Origin of the sequence: Acinetobacter sp. YH01020 (assembly GCF_013420275.1) — a bacterium.
Classification (GTDB): domain Bacteria; phylum Pseudomonadota; class Gammaproteobacteria; order Pseudomonadales; family Moraxellaceae; genus Acinetobacter; species Acinetobacter amyesii.
Window position 1 is genome coordinate 1 of the sequence record NZ_VOYN01000004.1, and the last position, 17076, is coordinate 17076.

Here is a 17076-nt window from a genome sequence, read left to right on the forward strand (position 1 = left end):
CAGCGTTCAATCTGAGCCATGATCAAACTCTTCAGTTTAAAATCAATAGTACATATAGTGTACCAATCTTGGCTCATCAATTACTGACAAAAATTTGCTCAAATAAACTTCGAGTAATTTCTACCATCAATCAATGAAAATAATTTCGATCAATCAACCAGTAAAAATCCACACAAGTTGTTCTTCATAATCTCTTAATGATTTTCTTAATACTTCGTCAGCAAATAAGAAAACAACATCAAACAACTAAAAACCTTACGTTTATCGCTGTCTGCGTTGGTATGCAGCATATTGTATAGAGTTTCAAAACAAACACAAGCCCCTATCATAGAAATTTCTATAATATTCTGCTTGAGTGTATATTTTTTAAACTAAAAGCAATTTATTGCTTATTTAAAGATCAATATATCCGTATATTTTGCTTTATGAAAGACGAATTTTATAATTCTTGGTGATTTTTATATTCTTCAATCTAAAAAGCCCGTAATTCAACGGACTTTTCAAATAACACGGATTTTAAGAAAACTAATGAAATTACAAAAGTGACTTTAGTTTGCTTGCTCAGCCAACCAACTCATAAATTTTTGTCGTTCAGCTTTACTAGCCTTCTGCCAAAGCTGAATTAATTGTTGATCTACCCCATTTTGATGAACAGCTATATTTTTTGGAGCGACCACAGGAGCTGCCACATTTGTTGGTTTTACATTTAAGGATTGTGCATAAACAGGTGCCGGTTGATTTTCTGGTACAGCTTCTTTCTTCGTAAAATCTACAGCATTACCTAAAACACCATTGGAGAAAATCGATTTTTGTTCTTTCTTCGCCCCAGCTTGCTGCACAAGTAATTGATTAGATCTGTCATACAAACCAAATATCGGTTGGTCTTTATATTTTTGCGCAGCATCAAAATCTTTTGGTGCATTGACTAGACCCAAACGATACTCCTGCCCATCAATCAGTGCTGGAGTACGAATAGCGGCCACACCTGACTTTAAAATATCGTGAGAATTATCAGCATGTTGAAAAAATTCGCTATAACGTACCGTTAATAGGTTTTCACCTGCATCAAGCTTATACTTCTCCGTAGATCGAAATAAACCACCAGTAACTTCTTGATCATTAACTGCAACTATTTTAATTTCTTCCTGAACAGTCAAAGTTACAGCTGCAAATCCGGCACTACTTAATATCAGCGCTGCAGCAGCAACAGTTAATCTTAAAGTCATCATTATCACTCTTTATCAATTATTTAGTTTCGAATGCACTATGCAATGCATATGTGACAATCTTATGACATCTAACAATCACTGTATATTTTGTTTCAAGACATTATTTTGATATTCATTCAAGAATTTTGCATATAAAAAAAGGATGCTTAATGCATCCTTTTTAATTCAACACACCATCATTACTTGAATGTTTTGAATCGTTCTTCATCTGCAATAAAGGTTTTTTCACCTGCAGGCGCTTCAATCGAACCGAAAACAAGTTGTGCACGTAGTTTCCATTGATCTGGCACATCAAATGCCGCGGCTGTTTCAGCATCAACAATTGGATTGTAATGTTGTAATGACGCACCAATATTTTTTTCAGCCAAAGCCGTCCAAGTAGCAAATTGAGCAATCGCCGTTGAGTGTTCAGACCATACTGGGAAATTATCTGCATAAAGTGCAAATTGTTCTTGGAGTGCTTTTACTACAGCCTGATCTTCATAAAATAATGCTGTACCAAAACCTGCTGCAAAACTATTAATCTTGCCATTGGTTCCTTCAAATGCATCTGCAGGTACAATTTTACGTAAAGTTTCACGTACGATATTCCAGAATTTTTGATGTGCATCACCAAACAGAATAACGACACGAGACGTTTGAGAGTTAAATGATGACGGACTTAAACGTACTGCATTTTTAATGGTTTGCTCAATTTCATCTTGCGATAAAGTAACGTTATTACCAATAGAATAGATTGTGCGACGTTGTTCGATTTGATTCAAGAATGACATTACAAGACCTCTTTTTATTTTCAATTAGCTGACTAAGTTGAGATTTATAATAGGTGATGTTTTTAACAGTTGCATGACGATATTTACAACATTGTGTCTTATTTCTAGAACAATCAGTTGCAAGCATCTAAATACCTACAACCCACTTACATTCAAATATTGGTTCACAGTCTTTAGGACAGCAGAAATCAAAGCAACTTACAGAACATAGAAATTACTCATAAATTCTAAACTGATCTTGATCTTCTGGTTCTAAGCGTTCAGGCGCTTGGCCTTCAATTGAACCAAAGACCAACTGCGCACGTAGCAGCCATTGTTTTGAAATATCAAAGTGTTGGGCAACAGCATAATCAATGTGTGGATTATAGTGCTGTAAACATGCGCCTAGACCTGCATCTGCGATCGAAGTCCATACTGCGAATTGGGCCATGCCAGACGTTTGCTCCGACCACACTGGAAAATCTTCTGCACTTAATGGCACTTTCTTTTGTAATTGTTGAATCACAGCTTGATCTTCATAGAAAAGTACAGTTCCCAGGCCAGCTGCACACAGATCTATTTTGAGCGCCACACCTTCAAAAATATAACTCGCAACATTCTTGCGTTGTACATCTTTTACAATGTCCCAAAATTTTTGATGAGATTCGCCAAATAAAACCACAATACGTGTACTTTGCGAATTATATGCAGATGGACAACTTCTTACAGACTCTTGAATCAGTTCAGCCAAATAAGCCTGACTATAATGTACCTTGTTTCCAAGCTCGTAAATACTGCGACGTTTCTTTAGTTGGTCGACAAATGACGCTTCTACTTCTCGGTCAGTATTTTTCTTTTTTAATTTAAAATCTTTAGTGATATCCGCAGTCAATACATGACCAATTTTATCGAGTAACGCCACCCTAAACACCCCAAAGCAATTTTTATATATAAACAACAATTCCTTACTTATTCTAAGGGTTTATTAGGCTGAATTTTGATTATGATTTATTCACATGTTGCTTTTTAAATCAATCAATAAACCCTAAAACAAAAAACTCCGCATTTTGCGGAGTTTATGTGACATTTAACGCATTTTATTTATCAGTTTCAAATAATGCTGCGACAAATGATTTAGCTGAGAATGGACGTAAGTCATCAATTTTCTCACCTACACCAATAAAACGAATTGGCACATGGGTACGGCTTGCAATATTAAATAACACACCACCTTTTGCTGTACCATCAAGCTTAGTAATAGTTAGACCTGTAAGCCCTACTGCCTCGTCAAACATTTCAACTTGGTTAATGGCATTTTGACCTGTACCTGCATCAACAACCAACATCACTTCATGTGGAGCTGTAGCGTCAATTTTTTGCATTACACGTTTTACTTTAGACAACTCTTGCATGAGGTGTCCTTTGTTGTGTAAACGACCTGCGGTGTCTGCAATCAGCACGTCTACGCCTTTTGCACGAGCACTTTCAAATGCATCAAAAATAACAGATGCAGAATCTGCACCATGACCTTGCGCCACAACGGCAATATTATTGCGTTCGCCCCAAATTTGTAATTGTTCTGTGGCTGCTGCACGGAATGTATCACCAGCAGCCAACATTACTTTTTTACCTTCACCTTGTAAGCGTTTCGCTAATTTACCAATCGTGGTGGTTTTACCCACACCATTCACACCAACAACCAAAATCACATACGGATTTTTATTGCTGTCGATATGTAGCGGTTTAACACGTGGTGCAAGTAATGCCACCAGTTCTTCTTGAAGCGCTTTATATAAAGAGTGCGAGTAAATTAAATCGCCACGTTCAGTACGTTCAGTTAAGTTCGCAATAATCGTTTTCGTTGCATCGACACCAATGTCAGCAACCAAAAGTTGCTCTTCAACTTCCTCTAAAAGTTCATCGTCAATTTCCTTCCCACCGATCAGGATATTCACCATGCCGTCTGCCAAGTTCTTACGTGACTTTGCTAGACCTTCTTTCATTCGACTAAAGAAGCCGCCTTTCGCCTTCGAGTCTTCAGTTTCTGACTCTGTTTCTTGTAATGGTGCAGCAACTTCTTGCTGTACTTTCGGTGTCTCGATAATCGGCACATTTACCGCAGGTAAACTCGGTAGCGTGACATCGTCATCACCGATATCAGCATCAATCAAAAATTTATTCTGCCCATGAGATTGCTGTTGCATGCCGAATCCTTGAAAAGCACTGCGTTAAAAAAACCGATTCTATCATAAGTTATCTTAAATTGAGTCGATACACGCCTGTCAGAGCGAAGCACACTAAAAAACAACATGTTGAACTTGCAATCAAAATTAACTTTAGGAAAACTAGATAGCTATAAAATGCATTTTAATGGATTCCTTTGTGTCCCATAAAAACAGATTTTCTCCTTATTTTTTTAAAACTTTATTTCGCTCTGCGCTTCCTATCTGTGTCATCAGCAGTTGCCTTTGGTCTGCAACTCATCTACATGCAGACACACGTACCCAATTAACACGTAGCACCTTTGAAACCACACTTAAAAATGGCTTAAAGGTCATTATCCGTGAAGACCACCGTGCGCCGATGGTAATGACCCATATTTGGTATCGTGTTGGCAGTAGTGATGAGTCGGGCAATCTATTAGGGATCTCCCACGCGCTCGAACATATGATGTTTAAAGGAACCACCAAAGTTCCTAATGATGAATTTACACGTCTCAGCCGTATCTATGGCGGCAGCATCAACGCTGCAACCTTTACCAATTACACCAATTATTATCAGTTGTATCCAAAAGCCTATTTTCCTATGGCGCTGGAGCTCGAAGCGGATCGTATGAGTAATTTACGATTGCAACAACAAGATTTCGAGCCTGAAATTAAAGTGGTTATGGAAGAACGCAGACAGCGTACAGATGATAACCCTCGTTCTTTGGCTTATGAACGTTTCAAATGGATCTCTTACCCAACCAGTCACTATCGTCAACCCGTCATTGGACACATGAAAAATCTGCAAAACATCAAATTAGCAGATTTAAAACAGTGGTATAAAGATTGGTATACCCCAAACAACGCCATTTTGGTGATTGTCGGTGATGTCGATGCCGAAGCAGCAATACGTCAAGTTCAAAAATACTTTGGTGATATTCCATCACGTAAAACACCTGATCGTAACGATGTGATGGAATTCGAACGTGTGGGCTATCGTCACATGGAACTAAATTTGCCCGTACAAGTGCCCAATTTGTATATGGCGTGGAATGTACGCTCACTGGCTACCGCAAAAAATCCACAAGATGCTTATGCACTCAATATTATTCGCAATATTTTAGACAGTGGGATCTCATCTCGCCTACAAGACAAACTGGTACGAGATAGAAAATTACTCACGGCTGTAAGCGTTTCTTATGATCCATACAATCGTGGAGACAGCTTGTTTACCATTTCAGCACTCCCTGCCGATGGCGTCAAAATGGAACAAGCGCAAAAAGCTATACAAGATGAAATCGACACTTTAAAAACAGAATTAGTCAAAACACCTGAAGTTGAACGTATCACCACACGTTTTGTCTCCAATTTAGTCTATAACCAAGATGACATCAGCAGCCAAGCCAAGACTATCGGTAACTTAGAAGTCAATGGGCTCAGTTTCAGGCTAATGGACGAATTACCAAAATTATATGAAAACGTCAGCGCACAGGATATTCAACGTGTCGCCAATGCGTATTTTGTCCGAGAAAATTTAAGCACCATGTATCTACTTCCAGAACAGACGGAGGTTCCAACAACCTCAAATAAAGCAGATCAAACAGTAAAATCCGCTCAAACGGAAGTTGTTATTCCAGAGCAACAAATCAGCTCAACCCAAAACACAGATAGCGTCTTGTAAGGATTAGTGATGACTATTACGAAAATTTTATCCCTAAGCTTACTCACTGCGTTTGGCTCAATCCTCCATGCAGAAACATATACGGAAAATGTTCCTGACCTCAACGATAATCCGAGCCAATTACAATCTATCCCCATGCTGCAAAGTTTAAAGAATTTACAGATTGATAAAGACTACCGTGCTCCACTTGTTCAAGTGCTGAAAAACCGAAATGGTGTGAATAGCCTGTTTGTTGAATCGCAAGATCTACCCATGGTGGATATTCAACTGACCTTTAATGCAGGTTCTGCTCGTGATGAAGAAGTCGGAAAAGGCTTGTATGGTGTTGCCAACATGGCTGCACGTTTAATCGATGAAGGCACAGAAAAATACAATGCAACGCAAATTGCCTCGGTTTTTGACCAAACAGGTGCTCAATTTAGCGTGCAAGCACATCGAGATATGTTTGTCGTTCGGTTACGCGTATTGTCAGACCCTAAAAAATTAGAACCTGCTTTAAGTATGATGGTGGACGTGATTAAAAATGCGACTTTTAAAAACTCCAGTCTCAACTTAGCACTCAGCAATAACCAAGCTGGTCAGAAACAACTCCAAGAAAGCCCAAGTCGCTTAATGAATATTCGTTTCTATCGGGCTGTATACGGCACACATCCTTATGCAGAACCGATTACGGGAACCAATGGCAGTATCAAAAAAATAACACCAGACATTTTAAAGAAGTTTCGTGATCAATTTTTAGTTGCTCAAAACATGAATATTGCCATTACAGGTAAACTCAGCAAAAAAGAAGCGCAAAACCTAGCAGAACGTATTTCTGGAAACTTAAACCAAGGTGAAAAAGCCAAAGCGCTTGCACAACCAGAAGAAAAACAAGGCTTTGATATTATCCATCTTCCCTACAATTCCACCCAAGCCAACGTCATATTTGGACATTTAGGAACGACACGCGATAACAAAGATCGATTAGCCTTAGAAGTAGCCAATCGAGTGTTTGGTGGTGGAGGTTTTAACTCAGTCCTCATGCAAGAGCTTCGCGTTAAACGTGGCTATACTTATGGTGCCTATAGTGCATTTAGCTTTAGCCAAGCACCCGGTATCTTTAGCTTTAGCTATGGAACACGTCAAGATCAGCTGATAGATAGTATTCGAGTGGCACATAAGGCTTTTAATGATTTTGTCAAAATGCCTATTGATCAAAAACAAATGGAAGAAACCAAAGCCGGTATGCTGCGTGCTTTTCCAAATAATTACAGCAGTAATGCAACGATCAATGCACAGCTTGGTCTATTGGGCTTTTATCAACAAGACCCAGATTATTTGACCCAGTACCCTAAATTATTGGAAAAAATAACTGTAGCTGATGTACAAAATGCGGTTCGTACCTACATGCACCCTGAAAATATGACGGTGATTGTGGTCAGTAAAACCTTAGATAAAAATGAAGTACAGCAGATATTGGAGGAGAATGTACAAGCAACTCCAACCAAGATAATCCCTGCGACTAAGGCTGTTCCTCTGCCAAAGCCGGAAGTTGATGTGCCCGTACAGACTCCACCTGATAAGCATGCATCAATTTAAGATAAGCACCCACACGGATGCGATCTTGCTGTCTCAGCAACATCGCCATTTCCTGAGTTTCAGGATAACTTTGCTGAAACGCAAGTCGTGATACGTTTTGGTATTGCTGTACAGAAATAGGTCGATATAAGGCAATCACAGCCAATACCAAAATCACCACGATCATGACTGAAACAAAGATATTATAAATTTGCTCTAGCTGTATTTTAGATTTGAATTGAATAATTTTTTCTAAATCAATAGTCATACACTACCTCAGGTTCAAAGTAGTGTATGGCTGACGTTCAAGAAGTTCAAGTCACAGCGCTTAAAACTGCATCAGTCCACTGTTTCAGTCTGTGAGTTAGCTAAACAATTTACTGAATAATGGTACGTATCACCGCAAAATAAAGAATTAATGCAATAATCGCCAAAACGATAAATACTGCAAAAATACTCATTCCACCTTCTGCATGCGCAGGATGTAAATCATCATCATCGGCAATTTTGAGTAATTCGCCATTATATGCATTGTAAAATTCTAAGCGCTGTCCCTTATCTAAATCCCGTGTGAAATCATATACACGTTTGCGCTGTGCCAAACCAAAATCCCCTAAATGAATTTCTTGATGAAAAATTGCTTCATCAAGATTGCGACGATGTAGATGTGCCAACTCCACAATTTGCGCTAATGTCGGAGGATAATCTAAAGTTAAACCGTCTAAAACTCTTGTCATTTTACTTCTCCTTATTATCTACAACTTCTTATGATAGTATTTTACTCACGAAAACAATTGTCCATTGTTTAATCATGTAAACCATAGCAAATTAGAAATATTTACGTGAATAGTTGACAATTCAAGATAATTGTAATATTAGTTTAATAATACTTAGTTAAATTAGTTAATAGGGCTAAAGAATGGGCCCTTAATGATCATAATTAGAATAAGGAGTTAAATATGATTCAACAATTCTCTCAACATGAACTCGAACATGTATACGCAAATGCGGTAAACACAATTCAATCTCAAATGAACTTCAGCGATGCAGTTCATGAATTGGAAGATGCAGCTCGTGCTGGACATGGTAAAGCAGCGTTATTTTTGGCTGAACTTTATTATCAAGGCTTCCGCGTAGAACGTGACTCACTCAAAGCGCAATATTGGCAGAACATGGCCACCTTGCAAGCATAACAAAACGTCACTAAAGTGGCGTTTTTTACACCCTTCAACTTTTAACTACATAAATTCTTACAATCAAGTTCAAAGCTTACACAGCTTTTTCATAAGAATTTCCTACAATAGGAGCAACATCAACAACACGCTGCATATGATGTCTAAATTAAAGCAATATAAACCTATTCCAAAAGATTTATTTTATAAAATTAGTATTTTAAAAACCATGATGTACTGTGGAGTCCTTTGGGGTCTCTACCACCAACAAGGTTGGGCAATGACCAGCGATCAAGATCATATTATCTTCCCGTTTTGGCTAAATGGCATTCAAGCGCATAAATATGCCAAAAAGCATTGGCCCAACTACACTCCACGACGCATTACATCACAAGATTTTGAGGCATCGCTATTACCGACATTAACACGTCTTAAAGTTATCCCTGCGTTGCATAGCTCTAGCCACATCCGTCTCAAGCTCACAACCTCGCAAATGCGTTTATTCTTTTTTAACCAAAATAAGATTCAAATGGCATAAAACCCTCAGTGCATGTTTGACCCCAACATGCACTGAAAAGTATTTGCTTTTTTCAAATTTCGCGCTAATTTAAATTAAACAAAAACTACTATAAAGGAATGAAAATATGACTACAGTTGCCCAAGTACTTAAAGACAAAGCTTATCAAGAAATCTACACCATCACTCCAGATGCGACTGTACTCGAAGCCATTTCCCTGATGGCACAAAAAGGCATTGGTGCCCTCGTTGTGACCCATGAAGGCACAGTTGTTGGGATTTTGTCTGAGCGTGATTACACACGTAAAATCGCCCTGATGGAAAGAACATCTTTCGATACCTCTGTCAGCGAGATTATGACGGGTAGTGTCATCACTGTCACAAGTGCAGCGACTGTCGAAGAATGTTTAGAACTTATGACAGATCGCCATTTACGTCATTTACCTGTCGTTGAGGAACAGAAATTAACTGGCTTAATCTCCATCGGCGACCTTGTAAAAGCAGCAATGGATGATCAACGCAAACTGATCGAACAACTTCAACAATATATTTCTGGCTAAACTCAATAATCCCCCCTTAATAAAGTTTAAGGGGGGGAATCTAGAAATCAAAATTTTTCATATAATTCACAAAATGTAATGACATACACATTATAAATTAATTACTTTTCTCAATTTCCTTTCTTATGTTGAAACCTGCTTTAGATAAATTAGCCCACCTTGATGCCATCATTTTAGAATTGGAACGCTTGATGGCTTCTATGAAAGACGATGAACTGCTGCAATACCACCGACGTACGATTAATTTGGAGATTGCTACTTCTATCGCTGAAATTTTAGATGCAAAAGCTATTATTTATGCGCTACATCCTGAGTTAATTCCAATTACATCAAGCGTTAACCACACTTTTTATAAAAATTATGTCAAAAAAAATATCCCAGTTAAAAACTGGGATACTTCGAATATAGATCGGGCTATACAACTGCAAAAGATTTTTGCACCATCAACAGATGATGAGCAGCTTAGTCTTTTTTAATGGCAGTAATTAATTTAAACCTAATTTTTCAGCCACATAGTCTGAGTCTTTATCGCCACGGCCTGAAACGTTAACCACAATCTTCACATCTTTAGCAAGTTTTGGCGCTTCACGAATTGCCCAAGCAACCGCATGTGAACTTTCTAGTGCAGGAACAATACCTTCCACACGTGAAAGCGTCATGAATGCATCTAAACATTCTTGGTCTGTCGCTGTTGTATATTCAACACGGCCTAGGTCTTTTAACAAGCTATGTTGTGGCCCCACTCCTGGATAATCCAAACCTGATGCAATTGAATGCACTGGTAATGGTTCACCCTGTTCATCTTCAAGGACATAACATGCCATGCCATGAATTTGACTTGGCTTACCCAATGTCAACGTCGCAGAGTGCATATTGGTATCTAAGCCATGACCAGCCGGCTCTACACCCACAAGTTTAACATCGGTGTCATTGAGGAATGCTGTAAATGCACCAACGGCATTGGATCCACCACCCACACATGCAACCACATAGTCAGGATTTGCACCAAAACGCTCGTTGGTCTGAACTTTAATTTCATCTCCAATAATTGACTGGAAGTCACGAACCATTTTCGGGAATGGATGTGGACCAACCACTGAACCAATCGCATAAATAAAATTGGTTGGATCTTTTAAATATTCTTCAAATGCGCTATCTACTGCATCTTTGAGCGTAGCTGTACCACGAGTAACAGAGATTAGGTTGGCACCTAAAATCTTCATTTTCACCACGTTTGGATGTTCTTTTTCAATATCCACTTGCCCCATGTGAATTTCACATGGAATACCCACCAAGGCACAAGCCGTTGCTAATGCCACACCATGCTGACCTGCGCCGGTTTCAGCAATCACTTTGGTTTTACCCATGTATTTTGCTAATAAGGCTTCGCCAAGGCAGTGGTTAATTTTATGCGCGCCAGTATGGTTGAGGTCTTCACGCTTGAGGTAGATTTGTGCACCACCTAATTTGTCAGACAAGCGCTTCGCATAAAACAATGGGCTTGGACGTCCAACATAGTTTGCAAACAACTCTTTCAATTCATTTTGAAATTCTTCTGTATGACGAATTTGCTCATAAGCAACATTAATGTCATCCATTGCCTGTTTTAAATCTGGTGGAATGAACTGCCCACCGTATTCACCGAAGAAACCTTCTTCATTAGGTAATGCGATACCATTAATTTGATGATCCATCATATTTCCTTCATGTTGTATGCAAAACAAAGACTTTTAAATACTATCCAATTTTGAAAATAAGAAACAATGCAAAATTGGAGTAAGTAATATAAACATCATTGATAAGAAAAAGTATCGTTTTTAACGCTTTAGCGCGCTAAATATTTCGTCATATCTTCTACACCTTTGAGGGTCATTGGGAACATATGATCTTCAAAGATTTGTTTAATCGCAGCAATGGTTTGGGTGTAATGCCAATAACTTTCTTCTTCTGGGTTTAACCATGCTGTTTTATCAAAATGATTGCGTAAGCGCTGTAACCACACCTGACCTGCTTCATCATTCATATATTCCACAGATCCACCTGCCGAGTTCAACTCATATGGTGCCATACTTGCATCACCAACCACGATGACGCGGTAATCTCGACCATAGGTGTTGAATAGATCCCATGTATTCATACGCGTGCTTGAACGGCGAATATTGTCTTTCCATACATAGTCATATAAACAGTTATGAAAATAGAAATATTCTAAGGTTTTAAATTCAGTTTTTGCAGCGGTAAAGAGCTTCTCACATTGGGCAATATGTGAATCCATCGACCCCCCCACATCAAACAGCATCAATACTTTAATGCGGTTACGTCTTTCTGGAACCAACTGCACATCCAAAATACCTTGTTTGGCCGTTTCACGAATGGTTCCGTCGATATCTAGCTCTTCTGCTGCACCTTGACGGGCAAATTTACGCAAACGACGCAAAGCCATCTGCATCTGACGACTTCCGAGAATCTGCTCATCATCTAGGTTTCGGTATTGTCGTTGTTCCCAAACTTTCACCGCAGATCGTTTACGACCAGGCCCACCGATACGCACGCCTTCAGGATGGTCGCCATAGGCACCAAACGGCGACGTACCACCCGTCCCAATCATCCGATTACCACTCTGATGCTTTTTATGCTGTTCGCGCAAACGCTCTTCGAGCATTTTCATCAGTTCTTCTAATGATCCGGCTTTTTTTAATTCTTCTCGTTGTTCTGGTGTTAGATGCTTTTCGATGAGTTCAAGATCAAACCAATCCTTTGGCAGTTTATGTACCTGATTTAATAGCTCATCCAAATCAAAGGTGGCAATACCGTCAAAATAGTCCTTCATTGCACGGTCGAACTTATCAAAGTAACGTTCATCTTTGACCATGACTGTTTTTGCAAGCTGATAAAATTCATTTTGATCTGCAAAGACCAGCCCTGCTGCCACCGCTTGGTTCAAGTCAATCAATTCACGAGTTGAAACAGGAACACCGTATTTTCGAAGGGTATAAAACAATCGCACAAACATAGGCGAATAAAATCCAATAAAAATTAAATATCAGGAGGTCAAATCCAGTGTGAATGCATGTGATCTTGTTATTTCATCTGCAACTGAGTCTTGCCTTTACGCATACCATTATGAAAAATTGATCTCTACAAGTAAAGCCAAAAGCTTTTACTGCGTGTTCATATACATTGCCCTACTACCCAAAGAAAGGTAAATGACATGATTTAATCGCAAGTTGCATTTCTTTCTTTAAGTGATTTTTTAAGAGTTTCATATTTGCGCTGAACATCGAGACGATCTTGCTGCAACTTTTCAATAGACACGATTTTATGAAAACCTTGATGGTTTCTATAGCGGTTAAAATCGCTTAGGTTCAAGATCACAAAATCATAGTATTTCAGCTCGAGTACAGTTGCAGCACAGGCCTTTTGTTGAATGGCCGTTTGAGCTGCGAGATGATCTGATTGATCAATGAGCTTTTCTTTAAGTTGATGTTCTGCAACTTGCGCCCAATACGCATCCTGGAGTAGCTGTTGATGCTGCTGTTCAAACTGAGCATCATCCATCGCATAGCTATACCCAGATAAATACAAGCTCGCAGCCAACAAAAGTACAGTCGGCTTTAATCTCCTAGGTACAGCTATGTGTACACGAGATACGTATGCATTTGTCTGCATAATTCACCTTTATATTTTTTAATGCTCAAAATAAAAGCCGGATAACCGGCTTTTAAATCTTTGATAGAATTGATATCAATTAACGACGTGACATAAATGCTAGACGCTCAAGTAATTGCACATCTTGTTCATTCTTAATCAAGGCACCATAAAGTGGTGGAATTGATTTCGATTTATCCGTATTTCGTAAAATATCTTCTGGCATATCATCCGCCATCAGCAAACTCAACCAATCAATCAACTCAGAGGTTGAAGGCGGTTTCTTTAAACCCGGAATTTGACGTAATTTAAAGAAGATTTGTAGTGCTTCAGAAACCAAGGTACTTGAAATATTTTCAAAATGTACATCGATGATTTCACGCATGGTTGCTTCGTCAGGGAACTCAATATAATGGAAGAAACAACGACGCAAAAAGGCATCTGGAAGTTCTTTTTCATTATTTGAAGTAATGATCACGATTGGACGTTGTGTTGCCGTAATCGTTTCCCCCGTCTCATACACAAAGAAGGACATTTTATCGAGTTCGTGTAGCAAATCATTTGGGAATTCGATATCTGCTTTATCAATCTCGTCAATTAGAAGCACACAACGTTCTTCACTGGTAAACGCTTCCCAAAGTTTACCCGGCTTAATATAGTTTTTGATGTCATAAACACGGTCATCACCCAACTGACTATCACGCAGACGAGATACGGCGTCGTACTCGTACAAACCTTGTTGAGCCTTGGTTGTAGATTTGATATGCCAAGTAATGAGCTTAAGGCCTAAACTTTCAGCCACTTGTTCGGCTAAAAGTGTCTTACCTGTCCCCGGCTCACCTTTAACCAAAAGTGGCTTTTGCAATGAACGTGCAGCTTTTACTGCAAGTTTTAAGCTATCGGTCGCAATATATTGATCTGTACCAGTAAATTGTTGAGTTTCAACAGACATGACATAACCTTATTTTTTTATTTAAAGCGGTGAAATTTTCTTATTTACAACGTGCTGTGGTTTCGCTGCATTGTATTTTGTCCAAAAATATCCAAGGACTAAACCAATACCCACCACAAAGAGAATCAGCGATAGATTCAACCAAACCAATGGCTGATCTTTTGTTAATACACCAAAAATCAAACCAAAAATCGCAGGTGCGATTGCTGCATTTGAACCTTCAGAAACGGTTGGTGTTAATAAAATAGCAAATACGATAAGCCAACCAATGGCACCGATCGTTTTGGGTAAGCGCTTCATCAGACCATACCAACACAACAAAGCAATTACAGCCCCACCTAAGTAAACCGTAATTGCAATACTGCTTTCAGGAATTGAGTCCAATACCGATACTACACCATTCATTTTCACAACTCCTGAATTAACTTAAGCGCCGCGCAAGCCTTCTGGCTCAACTGCATTTGGGTCAATTAAACCTTCTGGAGGCATCTGAATAAAGAATCCTTTTGTTTCAATTGAATCTAGTACATGCAATACGTTCACACGTGCAAGTTTGCGTGATTCACTGAGTTCTAGATCCATGACAAATGTGGCACGACCAAATGCTGTACGTAAAGCATCAGGCATTACTGCAAGCGGATCTGTCGCTTCAGTTTCGTTTTCATTAACTTCAGGATGAGCAATATAAAGATACATTTCATCTTTTTTGCTCGATTTGTAGATAGAACAGTACATAATTGAATCAATACTCATTAAACGCAAGGCAAAGGATACATCAAAAAAAAGACTGATACATTAGTGTTTATTAACGCATCAGTCGTGAATTTGTATAAGTGATAGTTCTTTAATCAATCAGAACTTATTCCAACACTTTCATTTGACCAGAAAGATAACTTTCATCGGCATGCAGCACTTCAATTAAAGGCTTCGTCAGCAAATCATAGCGCCAGCCCAATAGGTAGCTCGGTAAATCCTGCTCATCATTATGAAAAACCACATGCTGATACAAGGCATTTAACCATTTTTTGCGCATTAAAACTTCTTTAGGCACAGAGGTTTCTTGCACTGCACGTTGAATGACTGTATCGACGCGCGAACCAATATCCTGAGAAGAATGACGAATTGGACGTGCCATACGCAGCGGCCATTCAGCTTGTTCAGGTAAAAACTTCAACAAATCTAAAATAATTTTACCATGCTCACGCACAATGTTCGGACGAATGTCTTTCACCGCACTCAATTGAAAATTATTTTTTGGATTTTTTTCTACCATATCAATGATGGTTGAGTTTTTAAGAATAAAACTACGTGGCTGATTTAAGGCTTTCACCATTTGCTCACGCCAAACTACCAATTGCTGAATTTGCATGAGCTGTCGACGTGAATGTCGATAATTACCAACATCGTGATACAACAAATGGATCGGCGTTTCAGTGCCAATTTCATAAGTTAAATTTTTGCAGTCCTCAAGCACACAATTTAATAAACTTTTCGCAGCCAACTCGTTTTGAATCGTTTGGCTTAAATTCATTAAATAATGTACATCATTCGCTGCATAATTCATTTGCTCGGCACTGAGTGGGCGAGCCAACCAATCTGAACGAGTCTGATCTTTATCAATATCGACATCGAGCATGGTTTTTAAGGCATTTTGATAGCTGACTTGTAAGCCATGCCCTAAAAATGACATCCCAACTTGTGTATCAAAGACATTTTCTAAAGACTTATGCTGTGCATAGTGATAAATCAGGTCGATATCTTCACTACAAGCATGAAAAATGTTTTGCTGAGCCGCAAATAATTTTTGCCAGAATTGGCTTAAATCGAGGGTTGTACCATCAAGTAAATACACTTGATTTTGTACATTAATTTGGAAAAGTCCAAGTTTGGGCCACAGGGTATCTACTTTTATAAACTCGGTGTCGAGTCCGTAAATCGAGCTTTGGTCCATAAGATTTAAAACGGAATTTAAATCTGGCTGATTTTGAATGAATTGATACATAAGTTGCTGAGTCTAATTTTAGATGCTCTATGAGCTTATATTAACTGATATATATTATTTATCTATAAGGAAAAACGTTATTTTAGTGACTTATTTCCTTTATTTGGCTTTTTTATTCATTATAAACAAAAACTTTAATCGTTATTAAGTATAAATAATTAGGTGAATTTTATACAAAGCGAAACGAGTTTCGCTCTATAGTTATTTCATTCGCATTCGGTTATGCACGGCCTGACTTAAGGTATGGCTATCCACATATTCAAGCTCACCACCCTGTGGTACACCCTGTGCAATACGGGTCATTTGTATTGGTAAATGCTTGGTCGCTTCAACCAAATAATGTGCTGTCGCTTGACCTTCAACCGTTGCATTGGTCGCCAAGATCACTTCCAGCACTTTACCATCACTTAGTCGTTGAATTAAATATGGAATACCAATTTCGTCGGGGCCAATACCATCGAGTGGTGACAAATGTCCACCCAATACATGATATTTCCCTCTAAAACTGCCACTTTGCTCGATTGCCATGACATCTGCTGGAGATTCAACCACGCAAAGCAGCTGATCATCACGCTCTGAAGAGATGCAAATATTGCATACTTCATCTTCAGTCAATGAATGGCAAATGGAACATTCATGAATATAGTTGGTTGCTTCAGTCAAGGCATGTGCCAGACCAACAGCACCCTCCCTATTTTTCATGATTAAGTGCAGTGCCATACGTTGAGCCGACTTTGGCCCAACGCTTGGCAAAATACGCAATGCCTGTACAAGTTGATCAAAACGATCACTAAACATTCAAC

Annotated in this window: 19 protein-coding genes and 1 pseudogene; 6 read left to right on the plus strand and 14 right to left on the minus strand. The window is 38.8% G+C overall.

The window, feature by feature from the left end; translation table 11 throughout:
- Positions 1-548 precede the first annotated feature (548 nt).
- From FTT85_RS02510 to ftsY, 4 genes are all read right to left on the minus strand, one after another.
- Positions 549-1226, minus strand: a complete 678-nt coding sequence (locus FTT85_RS02510; protein WP_180182850.1) for a DUF2057 family protein — start codon at positions 1224-1226, stop codon at positions 549-551.
- Between the two features lie 182 nt (positions 1227-1408).
- A complete protein-coding gene (locus FTT85_RS02515) occupies positions 1409-2002 on the minus strand; it encodes a nitroreductase family protein (RefSeq protein ID WP_168379659.1) in 594 nt (197 codons plus the stop codon).
- Positions 2003-2216: 214 nt separating this feature from the next.
- On the minus strand, positions 2217-2903 hold the full coding sequence (locus FTT85_RS02520) for a nitroreductase family protein (RefSeq protein ID WP_180182765.1): 687 nt from the start codon (positions 2901-2903) through the stop codon (positions 2217-2219).
- Positions 2904-3078: 175 nt separating this feature from the next.
- On the minus strand, positions 3079-4185 hold the full coding sequence (gene ftsY, locus FTT85_RS02525) for a signal recognition particle-docking protein FtsY (protein ID WP_078188489.1): 1107 nt from the start codon (positions 4183-4185) through the stop codon (positions 3079-3081).
- A 250-nt stretch (positions 4186-4435) separates the two neighbouring features.
- On the opposite strand from ftsY, the pseudogene FTT85_RS02530 reads away from it, so the two are divergent.
- A pseudogene (locus FTT85_RS02530) lies at positions 4436-5749 on the plus strand (M16 family metallopeptidase); the annotation flags it as partial.
- 126 nt (positions 5750-5875) lie between these two features.
- Positions 5876-7444 carry a pitrilysin family protein gene (locus FTT85_RS02535; RefSeq protein ID WP_180182767.1) on the plus strand — a complete coding sequence of 523 codons (1569 nt, stop codon included), beginning with the start codon at positions 5876-5878 and terminating at the stop codon, positions 7442-7444.
- Here FTT85_RS02535 and FTT85_RS02540 read toward each other — a convergent pair.
- Complete coding sequence (locus FTT85_RS02540; RefSeq protein ID WP_180182768.1) at positions 7368-7691, minus strand: hypothetical protein; 324 nt, start codon at positions 7689-7691, stop codon at positions 7368-7370. The genes FTT85_RS02535 and FTT85_RS02540 overlap by 77 nt on opposite strands.
- Before the next feature lie 109 nt (positions 7692-7800).
- Positions 7801-8160 (minus strand): hypothetical protein, encoded by a 360-nt coding sequence (locus FTT85_RS02545; RefSeq protein WP_180040979.1) that lies wholly within the window; start codon positions 8158-8160, stop codon positions 7801-7803.
- 222 nt (positions 8161-8382) lie between these two features.
- On the opposite strand from FTT85_RS02545, the gene FTT85_RS02550 reads away from it, so the two are divergent.
- The 4 genes from FTT85_RS02550 to FTT85_RS02565 all read left to right on the plus strand — a co-directional run bounded on the left by FTT85_RS02550 (position 8383) and on the right by FTT85_RS02565 (position 10147).
- Entirely contained in the window at positions 8383-8616 is a 234-nt protein-coding gene (locus FTT85_RS02550) for a hypothetical protein (RefSeq protein ID WP_078188494.1), read from the plus strand.
- Between the two features lie 139 nt (positions 8617-8755).
- Positions 8756-9133, plus strand: coding sequence for a DUF2750 domain-containing protein (locus tag FTT85_RS02555; RefSeq protein WP_180182769.1), 378 nt, complete (start codon positions 8756-8758; stop codon positions 9131-9133).
- Positions 9134-9239: 106 nt separating this feature from the next.
- Entirely contained in the window at positions 9240-9671 is a 432-nt protein-coding gene (locus FTT85_RS02560; RefSeq protein WP_078193901.1) for a CBS domain-containing protein, read from the plus strand.
- Positions 9672-9796: 125 nt separating this feature from the next.
- Entirely contained in the window at positions 9797-10147 is a 351-nt protein-coding gene (locus FTT85_RS02565; protein WP_180182770.1) for a hypothetical protein, read from the plus strand.
- Positions 10148-10156: 9 nt separating this feature from the next.
- Here FTT85_RS02565 and trpB read toward each other — a convergent pair whose 3' ends face one another.
- The 8 genes from trpB to recR form a co-directional block, all read right to left on the minus strand.
- Positions 10157-11365, minus strand: a complete 1209-nt coding sequence (gene trpB / locus FTT85_RS02570) for a tryptophan synthase subunit beta (RefSeq protein ID WP_180182771.1) — start codon at positions 11363-11365, stop codon at positions 10157-10159.
- Between the two features lie 131 nt (positions 11366-11496).
- Positions 11497-12684 (minus strand): VWA domain-containing protein, encoded by a 1188-nt coding sequence (locus FTT85_RS02575; protein ID WP_180182772.1) that lies wholly within the window; start codon positions 12682-12684, stop codon positions 11497-11499.
- 203 nt (positions 12685-12887) lie between these two features.
- Positions 12888-13340 (minus strand): hypothetical protein, encoded by a 453-nt coding sequence (locus FTT85_RS02580; RefSeq protein WP_180182773.1) that lies wholly within the window; start codon positions 13338-13340, stop codon positions 12888-12890.
- A 79-nt stretch (positions 13341-13419) separates the two neighbouring features.
- A complete protein-coding gene (locus tag FTT85_RS02585) occupies positions 13420-14271 on the minus strand; it encodes a MoxR family ATPase (RefSeq protein WP_111884943.1) in 852 nt (283 codons plus the stop codon).
- A gap of 21 nt (positions 14272-14292) precedes the next feature.
- On the minus strand, positions 14293-14676 hold the full coding sequence (locus FTT85_RS02590; RefSeq protein ID WP_078193907.1) for a hypothetical protein: 384 nt from the start codon (positions 14674-14676) through the stop codon (positions 14293-14295).
- A gap of 21 nt (positions 14677-14697) precedes the next feature.
- On the minus strand, positions 14698-15006 hold the full coding sequence (locus tag FTT85_RS02595) for a YcgL domain-containing protein (RefSeq protein WP_180182774.1): 309 nt from the start codon (positions 15004-15006) through the stop codon (positions 14698-14700).
- A 124-nt stretch (positions 15007-15130) separates the two neighbouring features.
- Positions 15131-16273, minus strand: coding sequence for an HRDC domain-containing protein (locus FTT85_RS02600; protein WP_180063087.1), 1143 nt, complete (start codon positions 16271-16273; stop codon positions 15131-15133).
- 201 nt (positions 16274-16474) lie between these two features.
- Positions 16475-17071: a recombination mediator RecR gene (recR, locus tag FTT85_RS02605; RefSeq protein WP_180182775.1), complete on the minus strand. Its 597-nt coding sequence runs from the start codon at positions 17069-17071 to the stop codon at positions 16475-16477.
- Positions 17072-17076 lie beyond the last annotated feature (5 nt).